This is a genomic window from Streptosporangium sandarakinum, from assembly GCF_013409935.1.
Taxonomy (GTDB): Bacteria; Actinomycetota; Actinomycetes; order Streptosporangiales; family Streptosporangiaceae; genus Streptosporangium; species Streptosporangium nondiastaticum.
Window position 1 is genome coordinate 53,427 of record NZ_JACCCO010000001.1, and the last position, 17,006, is coordinate 70,432.

The 17,006-nt window shown below is 75.8% G+C and carries 14 protein-coding genes; 8 read left to right on the forward strand and 6 right to left on the reverse strand.

Annotation, left to right across the window (positions count from 1 at the left end; genetic code table 11):
- Window positions 1-149: 149 nt before the first annotated feature.
- Window positions 150-611 (reverse strand): alpha/beta hydrolase family protein, encoded by a 462-nt coding sequence (locus tag HDA43_RS00245; protein WP_179817733.1) that lies wholly within the window; start codon window positions 609-611, stop codon window positions 150-152.
- Between the two features lie 378 nt (window positions 612-989).
- On the opposite strand from HDA43_RS00245, the gene HDA43_RS00250 reads away from it, so the two are divergent.
- The 3 genes from HDA43_RS00250 (at window position 990) to HDA43_RS35650 (ending at window position 4,226) form a co-directional block, all read left to right on the forward strand.
- On the forward strand, window positions 990-1,457 hold the full coding sequence (locus tag HDA43_RS00250; RefSeq protein ID WP_179817734.1) for a BP74-related protein: 468 nt from the start codon (window positions 990-992) through the stop codon (window positions 1,455-1,457).
- 170 nt (window positions 1,458-1,627) lie between these two features.
- Window positions 1,628-4,036: a polysaccharide lyase 8 family protein gene (locus HDA43_RS00255; protein ID WP_246423874.1), complete on the forward strand. Its 2,409-nt coding sequence runs from the start codon at window positions 1,628-1,630 to the stop codon at window positions 4,034-4,036.
- A gap of 61 nt (window positions 4,037-4,097) precedes the next feature.
- The gene (locus tag HDA43_RS35650; protein WP_281395001.1) at window positions 4,098-4,226 is read left to right on the forward strand and encodes a hypothetical protein; all 129 of its coding nucleotides are present in this window, start codon (window positions 4,098-4,100) and stop codon (window positions 4,224-4,226) included.
- 120 nt (window positions 4,227-4,346) lie between these two features.
- Here HDA43_RS35650 and HDA43_RS00260 read toward each other — a convergent pair whose 3' ends face one another.
- Window positions 4,347-5,507, reverse strand: a complete 1,161-nt coding sequence (locus HDA43_RS00260) for a saccharopine dehydrogenase family protein (protein ID WP_179817735.1) — start codon at window positions 5,505-5,507, stop codon at window positions 4,347-4,349.
- Between the two features lie 367 nt (window positions 5,508-5,874).
- On the opposite strand from HDA43_RS00260, the gene HDA43_RS00265 reads away from it, so the two are divergent.
- Both HDA43_RS00265 and HDA43_RS00270 read left to right on the forward strand, forming a co-directional pair.
- Window positions 5,875-6,657, forward strand: coding sequence for an ABC transporter ATP-binding protein (locus tag HDA43_RS00265; protein WP_218911531.1), 783 nt, complete (start codon window positions 5,875-5,877; stop codon window positions 6,655-6,657).
- Window positions 6,651-9,038, forward strand: a complete 2,388-nt coding sequence (locus HDA43_RS00270; protein ID WP_179817736.1) for an ABC transporter permease — start codon at window positions 6,651-6,653, stop codon at window positions 9,036-9,038. The genes HDA43_RS00265 and HDA43_RS00270 overlap by 7 nt, the downstream gene beginning before the upstream one ends.
- Before the next feature lie 110 nt (window positions 9,039-9,148).
- On the opposite strand, the gene HDA43_RS00275 is transcribed toward HDA43_RS00270, so the two are convergent.
- Entirely contained in the window at window positions 9,149-9,382 is a 234-nt protein-coding gene (locus HDA43_RS00275; RefSeq protein ID WP_218911532.1) for a formate/nitrite transporter family protein, read from the reverse strand.
- An 85-nt stretch (window positions 9,383-9,467) separates the two neighbouring features.
- On the reverse strand, window positions 9,468-12,326 hold the full coding sequence (locus HDA43_RS00280; protein ID WP_179817737.1) for a helix-turn-helix transcriptional regulator: 2,859 nt from the start codon (window positions 12,324-12,326) through the stop codon (window positions 9,468-9,470).
- 126 nt (window positions 12,327-12,452) lie between these two features.
- On the opposite strand from HDA43_RS00280, the gene HDA43_RS00285 reads away from it, so the two are divergent.
- The 3 genes from HDA43_RS00285 to HDA43_RS00295 all read left to right on the forward strand — a co-directional run bounded on the left by HDA43_RS00285 (window position 12,453) and on the right by HDA43_RS00295 (window position 15,336).
- Window positions 12,453-12,935: a cation:proton antiporter regulatory subunit gene (locus HDA43_RS00285; protein WP_179817738.1), complete on the forward strand. Its 483-nt coding sequence runs from the start codon at window positions 12,453-12,455 to the stop codon at window positions 12,933-12,935.
- Between the two features lie 8 nt (window positions 12,936-12,943).
- Window positions 12,944-14,104 carry a cation:proton antiporter gene (locus tag HDA43_RS00290; RefSeq protein ID WP_179817739.1) on the forward strand — a complete coding sequence of 387 codons (1,161 nt, stop codon included), beginning with the start codon at window positions 12,944-12,946 and terminating at the stop codon, window positions 14,102-14,104.
- Between the two features lie 209 nt (window positions 14,105-14,313).
- The gene (locus HDA43_RS00295; protein WP_179817740.1) at window positions 14,314-15,336 is read left to right on the forward strand and encodes a serine hydrolase; all 1,023 of its coding nucleotides are present in this window, start codon (window positions 14,314-14,316) and stop codon (window positions 15,334-15,336) included.
- Between the two features lie 25 nt (window positions 15,337-15,361).
- Here HDA43_RS00295 and HDA43_RS00300 read toward each other — a convergent pair whose 3' ends face one another.
- Window positions 15,362-16,132: an ABC transporter permease subunit gene (locus tag HDA43_RS00300; RefSeq protein WP_179817741.1), complete on the reverse strand. Its 771-nt coding sequence runs from the start codon at window positions 16,130-16,132 to the stop codon at window positions 15,362-15,364.
- Entirely contained in the window at window positions 16,129-16,842 is a 714-nt protein-coding gene (locus HDA43_RS00305; protein ID WP_312872853.1) for an ABC transporter ATP-binding protein, read from the reverse strand. The genes HDA43_RS00300 and HDA43_RS00305 overlap by 4 nt, the downstream gene beginning before the upstream one ends.
- Window positions 16,843-17,006 lie beyond the last annotated feature (164 nt).

The following is a 17,006-nucleotide window of genomic DNA, read 5'->3' on the forward strand; positions in this document are numbered from 1 at the left end:
GAACGCGGGTGACGGACTGGCCGAGCCGACGAATCTCGTCGCCGCGGCGAAGTCCGCGCCGTCCCGCCCCGCTTCGACGAGACGGTCGTACAGGGCCAGGGTCCGGTCGGTGTCCCCCGCGTCCGCCCCCGCCCGCCGCAGGGCGCCGGTCAGGGCGTGACGTCCTGGACCGCCGGGGTGGTGCCGGGGCAGCCGTTGGTGACCACCCAGGGCAGGTCGTCCCGGACGGCGGCGGCGCGCAGGACGACCCAGCCGCCCTCGCTGTGACCGAACAGCCCCACCGCGCCGGCGCGTACTCCGGGCCTCGCGCGCAGGAAGTCCAGCGCGGCGGCCGCGTCGGCGGCCAGGTCGCCGATGGTCGCGTCGCGCCAGTCACCGGACGACCCGCCGACGCCACGCTTGTCGTAGGACAGCACCGCGACCCCGGCGTCGGCCAGGTGCCGCCGGATCGGAGGGAAGTAGATGTCGTTGTCGCGGTCCGACGGTCCGGACCCACCGACCATGACCACGCCCGCCGCTTCCCCGCCCCGGTCGGGGACCGTCAGCGAACCGGCCAGCGTCACCTCCCCGTTCCGGAAGGTGACGTCACATGGGCGCGGACCGGTCGGCATGGGACCAGCCTATTGATCGAAGCCCGCTTCTACGCCAGGACGGAAGAGCGAGGACGAACTCGCCGGCGAGGCGCTCCTGACCGCTCGCGTCCGAGGCCGCGGAGCACCGTTCCGGTGAATCGCCCCTCGGCCGCCAGGCGCGCCACGGCCGGTTGCGGCCGCTCGATGTCCCAGGGCACGGGGCCGTCGTGGTGCGACGCGTCCCAGGGCTGTCCGGTCATCCGTTCTTCCGCCTTCCGCCTTCCGCCTTCCGCCTTCCGCCTTCCGCCTTCCGCCTGACAGCGTGGCGCCGCTTCGGATCGGTGACTCTTAGTTACTGGACTGTTACATTGCGCCACGAACGGCCGTGGACACGGCCCGACAGCACGGGAGCTGCCCATGCGACGCACCATCACCACCAGGATCGGCATCCTCGCGGCGGTCGCGATGCTCGCCCTCGCCCAGCCCGCCGCGGCGAAGCAGGCCGACGACGTGAGCCCGCGCGCCGCCGACGGCGACGCCTACTTCGAGTTCGACTACCCGCCGGCCCCCGACAAGTTCATTTTCAAGCTCAGCGACCCCGCCAAGATCAAGCAGGCGCGGGACATCCTGAGCGGCGCGGAGCGGGACCGCACCCATGTCATGGGCAGGATCGTCAAGCGTCCCGCGCCCTACAACCCCGGCTGGGACTTCACCCTCGACCCGGCCTCGACCTCGTTCTTCGAGGTCGCCATCGAGGTGTGCGACGCCTCGATCCGGTACGTCGAGGACCACCTCGACGAGGCGGGAGGCGCGTTCCTGCCCGGCGGCCACTGGTGCCCGTGGGGATCGCGGCTGCTGCGGGAGGTTCACGCGCCGACGGGCTGACCTCCCGGAAGGCCCCGGCGCGGTGCCGTTCGGGCACCATGACGCCGTCCCGCGCCCGCCCGGTCCTCCAGCCGGGCGGGCACGGCCGTTTCACCGTCGGCCGCCGGACCGGCAGGCGGTCTCCCGGCCGTTCCGGTCACGCGGCGGGTCTCACGCGTGATAATCCCGGCATGACCGGCATGATCGGATACTCCCGGAGATCGCTGCTCCGCCTCGGCGGAACCGTCGCGGCCGGGGCTCTGGCCCTGCCCCCGGCCGGACATCCGTGGACCGGGCGCCGGGACGGCGCCCGCCGGGGGGATCCCCGGGAGGACGGCCCCTTCGCCGCGCTGCGCCGCGCCTGGCGGGACGTCACGGCCGGGTCGGGGTTCGACGCGGCGGCCGAGCCGTACCGGAGCCGGCTGGCGGAGCTGGGCGCGGCGGCGGCGCGGCACCGGGACGCCATGCGTCCGGGCACGTCGTCGCTCTGGCCCGGCCTGCCGTTCCCCTCCTTCACCGCCACCCCGGCCCGGCTGCGGGCCATGGCCCGCGCGTACGCGCTGCCGGGGACCGGCCTGACCGGCGACGCGGACCTCGCCGCGGCCGTCGCCGACGGCGTGGACCACTACCGGCGGCGGGTGTACGCGGCGGACGCCGAGGCGACCGGCAACTGGTGGCACTGGCGGATCGGCGTCCCGCGGGCGCTCCTCGACGCGGCCCTGCTGACAGACCCCCACCTGGGGGAACGACGGGCCGGAGCGCTGCTGGAGGCGGTGGACCACTTCGCGCCCGAGTGCGTCCTGGACGACTACGACGGGACGAGCACCGGGGCCAACCGGGTGGACCTGTGCACGGTGCGGCTGCTGCGCGCCGTCCTCGCCGCCGACCCGGACGGCGCCGCGCGGGCCGTCGCCGCGCTGTCTCCGGTCTTCCCCTATGTCACCGACGGCGACGGGTTCCACCGCGACGGATCGTTCGTCCAGCACACCTGGGTCCCCTACCAGGGCACCTACGGGGCGTCGCTGCTGTCGGGGCTCGCGACCCTGTTCGCGGTGCTGCGCGGCTCGCCGTGGGAGGTCACCGACCCGAACCGGCAGGTCGTCCTCGACGCGGTGGAGAGGTCGTTCGCCCCGTTCGTCCACGACGGCCTGTGCATGGACCTCGTCAGCGGGCGCGCCGTCGGCCGCGGGCCGTACGGTGACCACGCCCGGGGGCGCGCGATCGCCGCGGCGGTCCTGCTGCTGGGCGAGACGGCCTCCGCCGCCGAGCGGGCCCGCTGGCGGAGCATGGTCAAGGGGTGGGCGCTGCGCGACACCGTCCGGCCCATGCCGCGGACGGCCGAACGCGAGGACCTGGGGTTCCACGCCCGGCTCGTCGCGCTCCTGGACGACGACGGGGTCCCCGCCGCCGCCGAGCCCGCCGGGCACCGGCTGTTCCCGGAAAGCGCCCGCGCCGTCCACCGGGGCCGGGGCTGGTGCGCGGGCCTCAGCATGGCCTCGGACCGGATCGGCCACTACGAGCACGGCAACGGCGAGAACCTCCGCGGCTGGCACACCGGCTCCGGGATGCTCTACTGGTGGGCCGAGGGCCACGGCGACCAGTACTCCGACTTCTTCTGGGACACCGTGGACCCCTGCCGCCTGCCCGGCACGACGGTCTCCACCCGGCGGCCCGCCGACGGCGCGGGCGAGGCGTGGGGCGACACCCGCCCGCCGGTCCGCTGGGTGGGCGGCGCCACCGACGGCCGGTACGCGGCGGTCGGCCAGCACCTGACCGGCCTGGAGAGCACGCTGGAGGCGTTCAAGTCGTGGTTCTTCCTCGACGACGCCGTGGTCTGCCTGGGCGCCGGGATCAGCTGCGCGGACGGCGTTCCGGTGGAGACCGTCGTGGACAACCGCAGGACCGGCGCGCGCCTCACGGTGGACCGTACGGCGGGCTGGGCGCACCTTGAGGGGCACGGCGGCTACGTGCTGCCCTGCGCCCGGCTGCGCACGCTCCGTGAGGAACGCACGGCCGCGCCGGAGCGGCCGGCCGCCGGGCGCGCGGCAGCCCCTGCGGACGGCGGGCGCGCGGGAGCGGCGGGCGCGGAACGGGCGGTCTGGGACGCCACCCGGCCGGGTCCCGTGACCAGGGGCTACGTGACGCTCTGGCTGGACCACGGCGTCGATCCCGCCTCGGCCGGCTACTTCTACCTGCTGATGCCGGGGGCGAGCCCGGCCGCGACCCGGGCCCGCGCCGCCGACCCCGGCTGGGTCCGCGTGCTGGCCGGCGGCCGCCACCGGCAGGGCGTCCACGTGCCGTCGCTGGGGGTCACCGCCGTCAACTTCTGGAACGGCGGGACCGCCGGGCCGCTGACCGCCTCGGCCCCGTGCGCGGTGCTGGTCAGGGAGCGCGGCGACGGCACGGCCACGCTGACCGTCGCAGACCCCCGGCGCGACCTGGACGAGCTGACCGTGACCTGGGAGCGGCCGGTGTCGGCGGTGCCGCGCGGCCACCCGCTCCTGACCGCCGCGGCGGCCGGGCGGAGGCTCACCCTCACCTGGGGCCGGCTGGCGGACCGCGAGGGCGCCTCGCACACGGTCACCGTACGGCTCGGCTAGCGTCCTCACCGCGGCGGGGACGCACGGGACGACCCCGGGCCCGCGGTGAGGTCGGCGGCGGGTGAGCACCATGGTCCAGTTGGTCAGCCAGGTCCTCTCCCCGTCCACGGAGAACGCCTGCGCCCGGCGGGCGGAGTCCCCGGTGATGTCCGACCGGATGAAACGCGCCCGGACCGGGGTGCCCTCGTAGGTGTCGTCGCCGTAGAACTCGCCCCGGCCGCCGGAGTTGCGCGCCCGCCTCGACGGGGCGGCGGCCCGGGCGGCGGCCGCCCGCTACGCGGGCTCCTGATCGGACGGCCCGCCGGGCGGGTCAGGCGCGCGAGTCGCTCAGCACCCGGAAGGTGACGCCCGCGCGGCGCAGCCGGTCGGTCAGCGCGTCGCCCATCGCCGCGGCCGGGGTGAGCTGGCCCGCCGCCTCGGGCAGGTCGTCGAAGGCCAGGCACAGGGCCGACTCGGCGAGCATCTTGGCGGTCTCCTCGTAGCCGGGGTCGCCGCCCGCGACCTCGGTGACGACGCGTTCGCCGCCGCCCCGGCCGAGGAAGGTGACCTTGAACCAGCCTTTGGCGCGCTGCTCCGGGGTGGGGCCGTCGCCCGCGGCGATCCGGCCCGCCAGCCAGGAGCGGGCCGGGGGAACCTGGGCGAGCGCGGCGAGGGCCCCGGCGCCCGCGGCGAGGCCGAGCGCGGTGGGCAGCCGCCGGACGGCGACGTGGTGGCGGTAGGTGAAGTCGGGGCCGTAGCGTTCCAGCGCGCGGGCCGAGCGGGCGATGACCTGCGGGTCGAGCGTGGGCAGCGGCAGCGCCCAGCCGCCGACGTAGCGGGGCGTCCCGGCGCGGCCCCGGGCGCGGCGACCGACGGGGCGTTCCTCGATCCGGCGGCGGGCCAGCGCGGCCTCGGCCGTACGGCGGGCGCGGGAGAGCACCAGGAGCGCGGAGGCCAGGGTGCCGCCGGACGGCCGGCCGCCGGCCCGGACGAACCCGTCCATCTCGATCGGCACGCCCTCGGGGAGCCGCTTGACGGTGAAGTAGGCGCCCAGGTCGTGCGGAACGGAGTCGAACCCGCAGGCGTGCACGAGTTTCGCGCCGGTCCGCACGGCCCGGTCGTGGTGGCGGAGGTACATCAGGTCGATGAACTCCGGCTCACCGGTGATGTCGGCGTAGTGGGTGCCCGCCTCGGCGCAGGCGGCCACGACGTGCTCGCCGTGCAGGGTGTACGGGCCGACCGTGGTGGCGACGACCCTGGCCTGGCGGGCGACGTCCGCGAGCGAGGCGGGGTCGGTGACGTCGGCGTGCAGCAGCGGCAGGCCGGGGAGTCCGACGCGCTCGGTGACCGCTTCGAGCTTGGCGCGGTTACGGCCGGCGACGGCCCAGCGGACGCCGGGACCGGCGTGGCGGGCGAGGTATTCGGCGGTGAGGCCACCGGTGAAGCCGGTGGCGCCGAGGAGCACGATGTCGTACGGGCGATCTTCGGGCATGGGATGAGACTCCCCGCTCCGGGAGCCGCCACACAACTCGCCGGGATGTCCCTGACGGATCCGGGGCGTTCCGGGTGTTCCTGGGCGTTTCGGGGCCCCGGCGCACCGACCCGCCCGGACCGCAGCGGTCTGTCCGTACCGCACCGGCCCGGCCGGGTCCCGGACGGGCCGGACGCCCGATCCGCAGCCGTTCCCGTCCGACAGGTTCCAGTCATCTGTCCGATACCGGGCGGGAGGCGGCCTCCGTAGCGTTCCAGTCGTGAAACTCGCGACTCCTCCGCTCCCTGAAGAGAGCGGCTTCTCGCTTTCCTCGGCGGAGGTGGGCGACGGACAAGCCCTGCCCGTTCTGAACGCAGGAACCGTATCAATGAAGCGATTCTCCCACCGGGTGAACCCGGCAGTCCCCTCGCTAGATCTGATGGAAGCCCTGGGCTCGGCGGTCGAGCTGACGGGGGTCACCAAACGCCACGCGCACGGCGTCGTCGCCCTGGACGACGTGACCGTCTCCTTCGCGCAGGGCACGTTCACCGCCGTGATGGGGCCGTCCGGCTCGGGCAAGTCGACGCTGCTGCAGTGCGCGGCCGGACTGGAGAAGCCGACGTCGGGCCGGGTCATGCTGGACGGCAGGGACCTGACCCGGCTGCCGGAGCGGAAGCTGACGCTGCTGCGCCGCGACCGCGTCGGCTTCGTGTTCCAGGCGTTCAACCTGCTGCCCTCGCTCACCGCGGAGCAGAACGTCGCGCTGCCGCTGAAACTGGCGGGCCGCCGGGTGGACCGCGAGCTGGTACGGCGGAGCCTGGAGGCCGTCGGCCTGGGCGACCGGGCCGGGCACCGTCCCGCCGAGCTGTCGGGCGGCCAGCAGCAGCGCGTGGCCATCGCCAGGGCGCTGGCCGCCCGGCCCGCCGTCCTCTTCGGCGACGAGCCGACCGGCGCGCTGGACACCAACACCAGCCGGGACGTGCTGCGGCTGCTGCGTTCGCTGGTGGACCGGCACGCGCAGACGATCGTGATGGTCACCCACGACCCGGCGGCGGCCGCGTACGCCGACCGGGTGCTGTTCCTGGCCGACGGCCGGATCCGCGGTGAGCTGCTCGACCCGACGGCCGAGGACGTCTCCGCCCGGATGCTGCTGCTGGAGGAGTCGTGCTGAGCGTCGCGTGGAGCACCCTGCGCACCCGGCGGGTCTCCTTCCTCGGCACCTTCCTCGCCCTCGCCCTCGGCACGGCGCTGATCGCCGCGATGGGGCAGTTGCTGGCCGTCACCGTGGACTCCCCCGACCGCGGCCCGCAGCGCTACGCCGCCGCGCCGTTCGTGATCGTGCCGGACGGGCGGGTGCACGTGCGCACCTGGCGGGGCGAGCAGAGCCTGCCCCTGGTGGAGAAGGCCGGTCTGGACGCGGAGCTGGTGGCCCGTTCTCCCGGCGCAGTCGTGGACCGGGCCTTCCCGGCCCGGCTCGCGGGCGGGCCGGACGTGACGGGCCGGCCCTGGGCGGCGCGCCGTACGGCGCCGCAGCGGCTTCTCGCAGGGCGGGCGCCGCGGAGCCCGCGGGAGATCGCGGTGAGCACCGGGGCGCGTGTGGGTGACACGGTGACCGTGCTCACCCGGGCGGGGGCCGAGTCGTACAACGTGGTGGGGGTGACGGACGGCCCGCCCACCGTGTTCTTCACCGACCGGCGGGCCGCCGCCCTGTCGCCGCGCGTCGACGCGCTCGCCCTGTGGAGCGCGCCGGGCGGCACGCTCCCGCCGGGGACGCGGCTCCTCACCGGGCAGGACCGGGCGCTGGCGGACCCGAGCCGGGAGGACGACGCGCGGGCGCGCGACAACGCCGTCACGATCGTCGGCATCGCCGCCGGGTTCGCCGTTTTCATCGCGGTCTTCGTGGTGTCCTCGACGTTCGCGTTCGCGGTCGCGCAGCGGCGCCGGGAGTTCGCGCTGCTGCGGACCCTCGGCGCGACCCGCCGCCAGGTGCGCCTCATGGTGTACGGCGAGGCGTTGCTCGTCGCCGTGGCCGCCTCCGCGCTGGGCGCGCCGGCCGGTCCGGCGCTCGCCGGGCCCATCCTGGACCGGCTGGTGGGTCTCGGGATGGCGCCGTCATGGCTGGTGCCGGGCACGTACACCTGGCCGTCCGTCACCGCCTTCTGCGTCGGCGCGGTGGTCGCGCTGGCCGGGGTGGCCGTCGCGGCGGCGCGGGCCGGGCGCGTCCACCCGGCGGAGGCCATGCGTGAGGCGGTGGTCGAGCCCGGCGTGATGACCTGGGGGCGCCGGATCTTCGGGGTGGGGCTGCTCGGCGCCGCCCTGGCCTCAATGGTGGTGACCGCGGTGCGCGACCCGCTGAGCGCCGCGAACGACAAGTCCTTCATGCCGGTCGTGATGCTGCTGGTGACGGCCGCCGGGCTGCTCGCCCCGGCCGTCGTGCGGCCCGTCACCCGGCTGGTCGCCGCGCCGCTGGGCCGGCTCCGCGGCGCGGGCGCCACCGTGGTGACGGCGTCGGCCACCGCCTCCGCCCGGCGGACCGCGGCGACCGCGGCGCCCGTGCTCGTCGCGGTCGGGCTGGCCACCGCGCTGCTCGGCGCGGCCGCGATGAACGACGCGGCCAAGGCGGCGATGCGGACGGCGCCGGTCAGGGCCGACTACCTGGTGCTGCCCGAGGGGGCGGCGGGCCTGGACGACCGGCTCCTCGGCCGTCTGCGGGACGTGCCCGGCGTGGAGGTCGTCGCCGCGGCGCCGACCGGCGTCTACACCCTTGAGGGCGCGACAGCGCTGATCAGGCGGCCCGCCGAGGCGATGGACCCGGCGGGACTGGTGAACGTGCTGGCCCCGCCGGTGACCGCGGGGTCGTTGACGGCGCTGAACGACCGGACCATCGCGGTCTCCGAGACCTGGGAGCTGGCGCTGGGCGACACCGCGAAGCTGTGGCGGGCCGACGGCAGCCAGGTGTCGCTCAAGGTGGTCGCGCTGCTCGGCGCCGGATCCCCGGCCGACTCCTACGTCACCCCCGCGCACGCCTTCTCCGCGCCGGTGACCACCGCGTACGTGCGGCTGCGGCCGGGCACCTCTCCGGACGCGGCCGGGTCCGCGCTGCGGCGCGCCGCGGCCGGGCACGACGTCCGGGTGCTCACCAGGGACGCCTGGGCCCGCGCGACGGGCGACCGGCACGGCTCGGCCAGCCGTCTCGGGCTGCTGGTGGTGCTCGGGATCATCCTCGCCTACACCGCGATCGCGCTGGTCAACACCCTGCTGATGGCGGCGTCGGACCGGACGGCGGAGCGGGCGGCGCTGCGGCTGCTGGGCGCGACCCGCGGCCAGGTGCTGCGGTACGCCATGGGCGAGTCGCTGCTGGTGGTGGCCGTCGGCGTGGTGCTGGCCGCCGCCGTCGCCGCGGTGGGCCTGGCGGGGCTGTGGGGCTCCCTGGTGCAGATCGCCGGGCCGGTCGCGGTCAGCGTGCCGTGGCCCGAGGTCGGCGCGGTGGCCGCCGGGTGCGCGGTGCTGGCGGCCCTGTCCGCCGCGGCGCCGCTGCTGCGCCGGGGCTGAGCCGCCGCGGCCGGGGCGCGGCGGCGGGCCGCCGCTCCGGACCGGAGTCGGGGCCGGAGCCGCTGGACGGGTGAGTCCGAAGTCCGGTCAGTGGCCTCAGGCGATCGCCGTCAGCCGTGGTGGCCGCGTTCCTCGGCGAGGCGGTGCGGCACCCTCGCCAGCCGCAGGAAGGTCACCAGCCCGACACCGCCGACGAGGTTGCCCATGACGGCCCAGCCCAACGCCGCCAACCAGTCCAGGTAGCCGAACGGAGCCTGGCCGGTGATCAGGGCGGTGAACATCAGGATCGAGTCCAGCACGCTGTGGAACAGCTGACCTCCGGCCAGCAGAGCGCCGAACAACACGGTAGCCGGACTCCGAAGACTCACTCACCGAGGCGTCATGCCCCTTGCGGCGGCCGCTACCCCTCGCGCACCCGGACCTACTCGTCTAGGTCGCGGTGTCGGGGTCCAGGTCCGGGCCGAGACGTGCCAGTTCCACCCGGGAGGAGACGCCGAGCTTGGGAAAGGCCCGGTAGAGGTGGTGGCTGACGGTCTTGGGGCTGACGAAGAGCCTGGCGCCGATCTCCCGGTTCGTCAGGCCCGTCACGGCCAGCCGTACGATCTGCAGTTCCTGGGGCGACAGCGCGGCCAGCCGGTCGGAGGCGGCGGGCGCCGCGGTGGCCTCACCCGCGGCGCGCAGCTCGGCGGCGGCCCGCCGTGCCCACGGGCCGGCGCCGAGCCGCTGGAAGGTCTCCAGCGCGGCCCGCAGGTGGGGTCGGGCGTCGCGCCTGCGACGCTCGCGGCGCAGCCACTCGCCGTAGCCGAGCCCGGCCCTGGCCCGCTCCAGCGGACGGCCGTGCGGCCGCAACGCGGCGGAGAAGATCTCGTCGTCCGGCTCCAGCAGGGCACGGCAGCGGGCCAGCACCGCGTCGGCCCAGTCGAGCCGCGCGACGTCCACCCACTCCGCCAGGCGCTCCAGCGGCTCCTTCGCGCGGTCCGGCAGGCCCGCCCGCACGGCGGCCTCGATCTGGTCGGGGGCGAAGTAGACCGCCTGGATCTGGTGGCGCACCGGCCCGGTCAGGGCGGCCTCCAGCCGGTCCAGCGCCCGCGTGTGGCGGCCGAGACTCAGGTCGAGTGCCGCCAGCGCCCACTCCGACCAGGCCAGGCCGTTGGCGATCCCGGTCGCGGCGAAGTGGTCGGCGCAGCGGACGGCCAGCCCGGCGCAGCGGCCCTCGTCGCCCTCGACGGCGGCGATCCAGGCGAGGATGCCCTCCAGGTAGCCGGTGCGGTGCGGCTGGCCGGTGTCGGCGGCGATGCGCAGCCCCTCAGCGGCGTCGGCGGCGGCGCTGCGGAACCGGCCGAGGTAGAGCTCGGCCCCGGCGAGCGTGACGTAGGCGATCGGCAGCAGGCCGGTCATGCCGAGCGTCCTGCACTCCTCGACCAGCGCGACGGAGATCTGCCGCTGCGTCTCGAACTCGCCGACGAGTCCCGCCACGAACGCGCCGTTGATCCGCAGGCCGTAGGAGCCGCGTTCGATGCCGCGGGCGTCGCGCGCCAGGGGGCGCATGGCCGGCAGCGCCCCGGCCGGGCCGGCGTTCAGCGACACGGCGGCGGCCTCGACCGCGTCCACCGCGGCGTCCAGGCCGTCCTCCGGGCGCAGGCGCAGGCGGCGGAGCCGTGCCGCCGCCTCCTCGACCCGCCGCGGGTCGCTGAGCTGCCAGGCGTTGCGTCCGGCGTCGACGAGCATGAGGCCGGCCGCCACCGGGTCGAGCTCGGCGACCCGGTCGGCTCCGGAGAGCAGGATGTCGTGCGCGGTGTGGACGGAGCCGCGTTCGAAGGCGATCCTGGCGCGCAGTTCGGCGAGCCTGGCGATGGAGCGCGGCTCCTCGACGAGGCGGACGGCCCGTTCGGCCAGCGCCTGCGCCCGCTCCGGCAGCCCCGCGTCGGCGGCGGCCATGGCCGCCTCGGTCAGCCGCCTGGCCAGCGGCCCGGGATCGGCGGTGAGCTCGGCGGCGCGTTCGAGGGCGGCCGCCGCGGCCGCGTGGCCGTGCCGTTCCCTGGCGCGCCCGGCGGAGCGCTCCAGCGCCGCCGCGGCCTGCTCGTCGGGGCCGAACGCGGCGGCGGCCAGGTGCCAGGCCCGCCTGTCGTCCTCGCCGTCCAGCGCGTCGGCCAGCGCCCGGTGTACGGCGAGCCGCCTGTCGAAGGGGGCGGAGTGCGTGGCGGCGGCCCGCATGAGGGGGTGGACGAAGGCGGCGGCACCCCCGCCGACGGTGAGGAACCCGGCGCGTTCCGCCACGCCGAGGTCCGCCGCGTCCAGCCCGAGCCGTCCGGCGGCGCGCAGCACGGTGCCCAGGTCACCGGTGTCCTCGGCGGCGACGAGGAGGATCATCGACCGGGCGCCGTCCGGCAGCCCCGCGATGCGGGCCTCGTACGCCTCCTGGATCCTGCGCGGCAGCGGCATCGGGGTGAACGGATCGGCGGTGCGCGGCAGCTCGATCAGCGCCAGCGGGTTGCCGCGGCTCTCGGCCAGGACGCGGTTCCTGACCCCCTCGGCCAGGTGCGGGTCGCGTTCGGCCAGCAGTTCGGCCGCCGCCCCGGCGTCCAGCGGGCCCAGCCGCCGCCCCGCCAGGCCGGGGGCGTCGAACCCGTCACGCGCGGCGAAGACCAGCGCGACGCCCTCGGCGTCGAGCCTTCTGGCCGCGAACAGCAGGGCGTCCGCCGACGCCCGGTCCAGCCAGTGGGCGTCGTCCACCAGGCAGAGCAGCGGACCGTCCTCGGCGATCTCCGACAGCAGGGACAGTGTGGCGAGCGCGATGAGGAAGCGGTCGTCCCCGGCGGCGTCGCCCAGGCCGAGCGCGCCGTTCAGCGCGAGCGCCTGCGGCCCGGGAAGCGCCCGGACGCGGGCCAGCTCCGGCCGCAGCAGCTGGTGCAGCGCGGCGAACGGCATCTCGGCCTCGGTCTCCACCCCGGCGCTGCGCAGCACCCGCAAGCCCTCCGCGCGGGCGGCCGCGTACTCCAGCAGGGCGCTCTTGCCGATGCCCGGGTCGCCCTGGAGCACCAGGGCGCCGCTGCGTCCGGTCCGCGCCGCCGCCAGGAGGTCGTCGAGGACCCGCCGGTCCTCGTTCCTCCCCTTGAGCGGGGGCGTCGCCGCAGGTGGGGGCGTGCCCCCGGCCGTGGGTGTCGCCCCGGGCGCAGGCGGCCATCCCCCGGGCGAGGCCGACCTGCCGGACGCGGACGGTCCTCCCTCCGGCGTGGACGGCGGCCGAGCCGGTGGCGGAACGGGCGACGGGAGACGCGGCGTGGTCACCGCGGCAGGATAAAGCCTGCCCGGGGGGCCGGGATGGCATCCTCCGGTTCGGTTCAGGAACGCCTCAGCCTATAAGTTCGTTGCAAAAACCAGACATTTTCCTGAACGAACGAAGGGTTGGGAACGGTGGAGGTCGAGCAGACGGCGCTGCCCGGGATCGGTTTGCGGCACGAGTTCACCACGCGGTCGGGGCGCCGGGTCGGGGTCGTCTCCCACCGGACGGGCCGCCGCGACCTGGTCATATACGACCGCGACGATCCCGACCGGGCATGCGAGGCCGTGAAACTCAACGACGAGGAGGCCGACGTCCTCTGCGAGCTGCTCGGCGCCCCGCGCATCGTGCAGCGCCTCAACGACCTGCACCGGGAGGTCGAGGGCCTGGTCAGCGTCCAGCTCCCGGTGCTGGCCGGCACGCCGTACGCCGGGCGGACCATGGGGGACGCGCGGGTCCGCAGCCGCACCGGCGCCTCCATCGTGGCCGTGGTCCGCGGAGGCCAGGTGTTCGCCAGCCCCGGACCCGACTTCGGGCTCGCCGCCGACGACGTGATCGTCGTGGTGGGCAGTCCGGAGAGCACCTCCGCCGTCGCCGACATCCTCACCAACGGATAGGCCACCGGGTGCACGACATCGCGATACTTTTCCTCGAACTCGGTGCCGTCCTCCTCGGGCTCGGCGTCCTCGGCGCGCTGGCCATGCGCGTCGGCATCTCTCCCATCCCGCTCTACCTCCTCGCTGGACTGGCGTTCGGCCAGGGCGGCATCCTGCCCCTGGCCACCAGCGAGGAGTTCATCTCGGTCGGCGCCGAACTCGGCGTCATCCTGCTGCTGCTCACCCTCGGCCTGGAGTACAACGCCGACGAGCTCCTGACGAGCCTCAAGGGCAACGCCCCGGCCGGCCTCGTCGACCTGGTGCTCAACGCGGCGCCCGGCGCGATCTGCGCGCTGCTGCTGGGCTGGGGCCCGGTCGCGGCGGTCGCCATGGCCGGCGTGACGTACGCCACCTCCTCGGGCATCACCGCCAAGGTCCTGTCGGACCTGGGGTGGATCGGTAACCGCGAGACCCCGGTGGTGCTGTCGCTGCTGGTCTTCGAGGACCTCACCATGGCGATCTACCTGCCGGTCCTCACCGCCATGCTGGCCGGGCTGAGCCTCGCCGCCGGCGCGGTCACCGTGGCGATCGCGCTGGGCACGGTCAGCGTCGTGCTGGTGGTGGCGCTGCGCTTCGGCCGGTTCATCGAGTCCTTCGTCTCCAGCCCCAACTCCGAGGTGCTGATGCTGAAGGTCGTCGGGCTGGCGCTGCTGGTCGCCGGGGTGGCGCAGCAGCTTCAGGTGTCGGCCGCGGTCGGCGCCTTCCTGGTCGGCATCGCGCTGTCCGGGGAGCTGGCCCACGACGCCCAGGCGCTGCTGAGCCCGCTGCGCGACCTGTTCGCCGCGGTGTTCTTCGTCTTCTTCGGGCTGCAGACCGACCCGACCAAGATGGGTCCGGTCGCGGGGCTGGCGGCGCTGCTCGCGCTGGTCAGCATGGTCACCAAGCTGCTCACCGGCTTCTACGCCGCCCGGCGGGCGGGGATCGCCCGGGCGGGCCGGGCGCGGGCGGGCATCGCGCTCATCCCGCGCGGCGAGTTCAACATCGTGATCGCGGGGCTGGCGGTCTCGGCGGGGGTCCATCCGGACCTCGGCCCGCTGGCCGCGGCGTACGTGCTCATCCTCGCGGCGTTCGGTCCGCTGGCGGCCCGGCTGGTCCAGCCGCTCATCACCGCCATCGCCAACCGGGCCTGACCCCGGCGGCACCGTGCGGCCCGGCGCGCCACGCGCCGGGCCGTACGCATGCCCGGACCGACCGGCCCCGCCGGCCCCGCGCGTCGGCGGACCCGTCCCGGACGGGCACCGTACGGCCCGGCCACCGGACCCCGGCGCCGCTCCCCCGGCCGCCCTCGACGGAACCGTCCGTCCCCACCGCGGTCCGCCGATCTGGTAGGCATTTGCGCATGATCCGTTCCCTGGCGCTCCTCACCGCGGCCCTCCCCCTCCTGGCGTCCGCCGCCCCCGCCTCCGCGGCGGCTCCGGCCGCGCCGCACGTCCCGGCCGGGGTGGCCGCCGGCTACGCGGTCTTCGACCGGCAGACCGGCAGGCTCACCGCCCACCGCGACGCGCACCGGAGGTTCCGGTCCGCCTCGGTGGTGAAGATCATGATCGCCATCGACTACCTGGAGTCGCACCCGAAGGTCCCCGCCCGGGACCTCGCCCTGCTGAAGGTGATGCTGCGGGTGAGCGACGACGACGCGGCGTCGGCGTTCTGGGACCGGGGCGGCAAGGGGAGGATCATCGAGCGGACGGCGCGGAGGCTGGGGCTGACCGACACCGCCCCGCCGCCCGCCGACAAGCCGGGGTTCTGGGGCTACACCTCGCTGAGCGCGCTGGACACGGTGCGCGTCTACCGCTACCTGCTCGACCGGGCCGAGCCGCGGGTCTCCGACCTGATCCTCGGCCATCTCCGCCGGGCCGGGCAGTGCGGCTCCGACGGCTTCGACCAGTACTTCGGCATCCCCCGCGGGGTCGCCCGGCCGTGGGCGGTCAAGCAGGGCTGGTCGGGGTACGGCCTCAGGCCGCCGGTCCGGTGCCGGCCGTCGTCCCCGGCGGCCCCGGGATCACCGGGAGCGCCGGGTTCACCGGGTTCGCAGTCGGTTCCGGTTCCCTCGGCGGTCCCGGCCGCAGCGGAGGCCCCGGCGCCTCCCGGGCCGGCCGGCGCCCCCGCCCCGGCCGGGCCCGTCTCCGGCGTCCCCGTGCCGGTCGCCCCGGCGGACGCCGCCGGGCCGGCCGCCCCCGGGTCCGCGCCCAGGATCGTGCCGGACTACGGCCGGCCCGTCCTGCACACCACCGGGCTGGTCGGCCCGAGGGAACGCTGGATCATGGTCCTGCTCACCGCCTACCCCGCCGGAACCTCCTGGCAGCGCTCGACGTCCCAGATCACCCGGCTCGCCCGGGAGGTCTATCGCAGCGGGACCTCCTGAGCCCTCCCGGTAGCGTGTCGCGGCGTCAGCCGACCTCCTTGCGGGCCACCCGTACCGCCCCGGCCGCCATGGGAACGACGATCCAGAAGGCGGCCGCCACCGCCAGTCGCGCGGCGGCGCCGCCGGTCATGTCACCGGTCACGAGCGGCGCGACGGTGGCGTTCAGGTCGAGCCACCCGGCCAGGGTCTCGCCGGTGTCGCCGAGCCTGCCGACGACGCTCCACAGCATCGGGTTCACCAGATAGACCACGATCGCGGCGGGCGCGTTCAGCAGCAGGGTGCCCAGGGCGAGCCCCATGGCGACCATGAGGACGTTCGTCCCGGTCCAGCCCAGCAGGGCGAGGGGGTTCATCTCCCAGACGGCCGGGATGCCCCGGACGGCGGCGACCGCGGCCGTCACCGGCACCGCGACCAGCGCCGACAGCAGGGACGCCGCCAGGGCCGCGGCCGCCGCCGGCACGTACTTGGCCGCCAGCACCCGGCCGCGCCGGGGTTCGAGGGTGAACGTGGTCAGGGCCGTGCGGTGGCTCCACTCGCCGGTCACCGCGAGGATGGCGAGCACGGGCATCAGGGTGGCGATGGGCATCCCGGCGGTGAAGGCCAGGGTCTGCAGCTTCGGGTCCGTCACGAAGCCGCGGCCCGCGACGCCCGCGAGCACCAGGGCGGCCAGGACCGCGGTCATGATCTTCCCGCTGCGCGTGTCGGCGAGCTTGCGGGCCTCCACCACCAGCAGGCGGCGGAACGGGATCGGCGCGAGGACCCGCTCGGCGCGGCTCGTGCCGCCCGTGCCGCTCATGCCGCGCCCCGGTCGGCGTGCGCGGTCAGCTCGATGAAGGTCTCCTCCAGGCCGCGGTCCCGGCCGAGCTCGGCGGCGGTGCCCTGGGCGAGGACCCGGCCCCGGCCGATCATCACGATGTGGTCGGCCACCTGCTCCACCTCGTGCAGCAGGTGCGAGCTGAGCAGCACCGCGCGTCCGGAGGCGGCGAGGTCGCGGATCAGCCCGCGCAGCCAGCGGATGCCCTGGGGGTCGAGGCCGTTGGCGGGCTCGTCCAGGACGAGAACCTCGGGCTCGCCGAGCAGCGCCTCGGCGAGCCCGAGGCGCTGCCGCATGCCCAGCGAGTAGCCGCCGACCGTCCGGCGGCTCTCCCGGCCGGTCAGCCCGACCAGGTCGAGGACCTCCTCGACCCGTGTCCCCGGCAGGCCGAGCGCCGTCGCGGTCAGGGTGAGGACCTCCCTGCCGGTGCGGCCGGGATGCCGGGCGTCGGCGTCCAGCAGCGCGCCGACCCGGGCGGCCGGCCGGTCCAGCTCGCCGTACGGCCGGCCGAGCACGGTGGCCGAGCCGGAGGTGGCCCGGGAGAGGCCGAGGAGGATGCGCAGGGCCGTCGACTTCCCGGCGCCGTTGGGCCCGAGGAAACCGGTGACGCTTCCCGGGCCGACGGCGAAGGACACGTCGTCGAGCGCCTTCACCCCTTTGTAAACCTTGCTGACGCGGTTGAATTCGATCACGGGACCAGTCCACCGGGCCGGGGGGCCGGCGGTCATCGGACCGGGGTGGACGGCCGGCGGACCCGGGGCGATTCGGCGCCGCCGCGATTGTGGACCTTCGGCCACCCCGATGTAGACCCAGGTCGCTGAGGAGCGGGCCCGCACGGTGCATAGGCTGTGGGGCC